Origin of the sequence: Streptomyces sp. NPDC059398 (genome assembly GCF_042751845.1) — a bacterium.
Taxonomy (GTDB): Bacteria; Actinomycetota; Actinomycetes; order Streptomycetales; family Streptomycetaceae; genus Streptomyces.
Genome location: NZ_JBHYWP010000191.1, coordinates 1 through 4,158, shown reverse-complemented (window position 1 = coordinate 4,158; position 4,158 = coordinate 1). Strand labels below are relative to the sequence as shown.

Sequence of the window (4,158 nt, the reverse complement as noted above, 5' to 3'; positions counted from 1 at the left end):
GACCTCTTCGCGGGTGATGCCCAGCAGATAGAGCACGGTGTCCAGGAAGGGCACGTTCACCGCCGTGTCGGCCGCCTTGCGGACCACGGGCTTGGCGTTGAACGCGACGCCGAGGCCCGCCGCGTTGAGCATGTCCAGGTCGTTGGCACCGTCCCCGATGGCGACGGTCTGCGCCAGCGGGACACCCGCCTCCGCGGCGAAGCGCCGCAGCAGCCGTGCCTTCCCCGCGCGGTCCACGATCTCGCCGGTGACCCGCCCGGTGAGCCTGCCGTCCACGATCTCCAGCGTGTTGGCCGACGCGAAATCGAGGCCCAAGCGCCCCTTGAGGTCATCGGTGACCTGGGTGAACCCGCCGGAGACGACGCCCACTTGGTAGCCGAGCCGCTTCAGCGTACGGATCAGGGTGCGGGCACCGGGAGTGAGCCGTACCTCGGACCGCACCTTGTCGACGACCGAGGCATCGAGCCCGGCCAGCAGCGCCACCCGCGCGTGCAGCGACTGCTCGAAGTCGAGCTCGCCACGCATCGCGCGCGCCGTCACCTCCGCGACCTCCTGCTCACATCCCGCGTGCGCGGCGAAGAGTTCGATCACCTCGTCCTGGATGACGGTCGAGTCCACATCCATCACGACGAGCCGCTGGGCGCGGCGGTGCAGCCCCGCCGAGATCACGGCCACATCCACGCCGAGCACCGACGCCTCGATGGCGAGCGCCGTGCGCAGCGGCTCGGTCTCCACCCCGGACACCGCGAACTCCACTGCGGTCACCGGGTACTTGGCCAGCCGGAAGATACGGTCGATGTTGCCGCCCGTGGCGGTGATGCTGGCCGCTATGGCGGCGGTCGACTCGGCGGTGAGCGGGTTGCCGAGCACGGTCACATGGGAACGCCCGCTGCCCCGGGGCCGGTTGTCACCGGTACCGGAGATGATCTCGGCCTCCATCCCGATGGACTCGGCCCAGCTGTGCACGGTCGCTCGCAGCTCGCCCTGGGCGTTGCCGCCGGGGCCCGGAGCCGTGACGAGTACGCACAGGACGATCCGGCCACGGGTGACCACCTGCTCGATGTCGACGACGTCGACTGCGTAAGCGGCGAGGGTGTCGAAGAGCCCGGCGGTGAGCCCGGGGCGGTCCTTCCCGAAGATCTTGACGAGAAGGGTCGGGGAGTCCTCGTGGACTGCTGGCTGAGATGCGCTCATGGTGGTCCCACCGTATAGGTCCCGGGCGTGCCGCACCCGGGCTGTCCCGAGGACCGGACGCCGGGACCTGGGCCGCCCGGCGCACCGGCGGCTTCGGCCCCATTTGTCCCTGACGTCGCCGGGGCCGGTGCCCCTCCACCCCATTGGTACGCGGTCGTCACACGGCCCGGCTTCCCGATACGTCACCGGGCCTGAAATAGTTCCCCAGGATGTTCGCCATCCCTAGACTCCCTGCAACGGGGGTATTTCGGGGGACAACAAGTGGGGCTGGAGTGCCGGAACTCGTACTTGAACTGAATGGCAGGATCTGGACGCTCGACCCGTCCAGGTCGTACACCCTCGGCCGTGATCCGCAGGGGGACCTGCCGGTCGACGACGCCAGGGTCTCGTGGCGACACGCCACCATCAGCTGGGGAGGCCGCGGCTGGGTGATCGAGGACCACGGGTCCACCAACGGCACCTATGCGCAGGGGCAGCGGATCCAGCAACTGGAGATAGGTCCCGGTTCCGCGGTGCACCTCGGCAACGCGGCCGACGGCCCGCTGCTGACCGTATCCGCCCCGGCTGCCGCCGCCCAGAGCCAGGCGCCCGCGCAGGCCCAGGCGCCCGCGCAGGCCCAGGCGGCCGCGCCGATGCACGCCCCGCAGGCCGCCCAGGGGCAGGGACCGGCGTACGCCCCTCCCCAGCAGCAGGGCGCCCCGGCGGAGTGGGCCCCGGCCCGGCCTCCGCAGAATGGCGCCCCGCCGGACGCCGCCCCGCCGGACGCCGCCCCGCAGGGCTGGCAGCAGCCGCAGGGGCAGATGCCGCAGCAGGGCCAGGTGTCCCCGCACGGCCAGGTGCCCCCGCAGGGCGGACCGGCGGACGGGGGCGCGGGGGCCCCGCCGGCCTACGGCGACCGCAGCCCGACCACCTTCCACCAGCTGGCCTTCGGCCGGGTGATGCGCATCGGCCGTGCGCTGGAGAACGAACTGGTCGTCTCCGACCTCCAGGTCTCCCGCAACCACGCCGAGTTCGTCGCGACACCGGACGGCCGCTTCGAGATCCGGGACCTCGGATCGCACAACGGCACGTACATCAACGGCCAGCCGATGGCGAAGTCCGGCACGGCCCTGATCGGCCCGAACGACATCGTCGGTGTCGGTCACTCGACCTTCCGGCTGGTGGGCGACCGTCTTGAGGAGTTCGTCGACACCGGCGAGGTCTCCTTCTCCGCCCGCCACCTCACGGTGACGGTCGACGGCGGCAAGGACATCCTCAAGGACGTCTCGTTCGGGGTCCCCGAGAAGTCGCTCATCGCGGTCATCGGCCCCTCGGGCTCCGGGAAGTCCACCCTGCTCAAGGCGCTCACCGGCTACCGGCCCGCCAACCGCGGCGATGTCCTCTACGACAACCGGAATCTGTACAAGCAGTTCGCCGAGCTGCGCCAGCGCATCGGACTGGTCCCGCAGGACGACATCCTGCACAAGGAACTCACGGTCCGTAAGGCGATGAAGTACGCGGCCAAGCTGCGCTTCCCCGCCGACACCACCGAGGCGGAGCGCTCGTCGCGCATCGACGAGGTGCTGCGCGAGCTGAAGCTGGACATCCACAAGGAGAAGAGGGTCGCCTCCCTCTCCGGTGGCCAGCGCAAGCGCGTCTCGGTCGCACTCGAACTGCTGACCAAGCCGTCGCTGATCTTCCTGGACGAGCCGACGTCCGGGCTCGACCCGGGCATGGACCGCGATGTCATGCAGCTGCTGCGTGGCCTCGCCGACGACGGCCGTACGGTCCTCGTCGTCACCCACTCCGTGGCCGAGCTCGCCATCTGCGACAAGCTCCTGGTGATGGCGCCCGGCGGCTCAGTCGCGTACTTCGGCCCGCCCGAGGAGGCACTCAACTTCTTCGGCTACAGCAGCTGGGCCGATGTCTTCTCGGCGTTCGAGAACTACCGCGACTACGACTGGGCGGGGCGCTGGCGCGGTTCGCAGCACTACCAGATGTACGCGGCGGACATCGACGCGGTCGCCGTGCAGTCGGTCCAGATGCCGTCCGCGCAGTCGATGAGACCGCCGAAGCCGCAGGCGTGGGGCTCCCAGCTGTTCACCCTGATGCGCCGCTATGTGTCGGTGATCGTCTCGGACAAGGGCTTCATGGCGCTCTCCCTGCTGCTGCCCGCGGTGCTGGGCACGGTCGGGGCGCTGATCCCCACGGATTACGGACTGGGCTTCGGCCCGCTCTCCGGGCACCTCAGCAACGGGGACGGCGCGGTGATCCTGCTGATCCTCGCGGTGGGGGCCTGTTTCGCCGGGGCGGCCAACTCCGTACGAGAACTGATCAAGGAACGGGTGATCTACGAACGGGAGCGGGCCACCGGTCTGTCGCGTTCCGCCTATCTGATGTCCAAGGTGATCGTGCTCGGCCTGATCACCCTGGTGCAGGGCGCCATCATCGGCGGTATCGGCTTCGGCACGAAGACCGCGCCGACGGAGGGCGTCGTCTTCCCGTCCTCCACCCGGGTCGAGATGACCCTGCCGATCATGGCGCTCGGCCTCACCTCGATGATGATCGGCCTGATCATCTCCTCGCTGGTGAAGACCTCCGAGAAGACCATGCCGCTCCTCGTCATGTTCGCCATCACACAGGTCGTCTTCACCGGCTGCCTCTTCACCCTGAACGGCGCCGCGGGCATCAACCAGTTCTCCTTCCTGATGCCCGCCCGCTGGGCGGTGGCGGCCGCGGGTGCCACCGCGTCGCTGAACGTGCTGCTGCCCAACAAGAAGGACCCCGGCAGCACCGACCCGCTCTGGGACCACACGCTCGGGACCTGGGTGATGGACATGGGGGTCCTGCTCGTCATCGGCGTGGTCTGCGGTGTCGTGGTGGCGCGTCTGCTGCGCCGGCACGAGCCCGAGGTCATGCGCAAGTAGCCGCCGGAGGAGTCCGGCGGACCGGAACAGCGCCGAAGGGCGGCACCCGCAGTGGGGT

General features: G+C 69.8%; 2 protein-coding genes. One reads left to right on the top strand and one right to left on the bottom strand.

Annotated elements, in window-relative coordinates; genetic code table 11:
* Positions 1 to 1,194: phosphoserine phosphatase SerB (gene serB / locus ACFXBC_RS34770; protein WP_385034022.1), on the bottom strand; the 1,194-nt coding region annotated here is incomplete at its 3' end.
* A 272-nt stretch (positions 1,195 to 1,466) separates the two neighbouring features.
* Between serB and ACFXBC_RS34765 the strand changes: the two genes are divergently transcribed.
* Positions 1,467 to 4,100 (top strand): FHA domain-containing protein, encoded by a 2,634-nt coding sequence (locus tag ACFXBC_RS34765; RefSeq protein ID WP_385034019.1) that lies wholly within the window; start codon positions 1,467 to 1,469, stop codon positions 4,098 to 4,100.
* Positions 4,101 to 4,158: the final 58 nt, after the last annotated feature.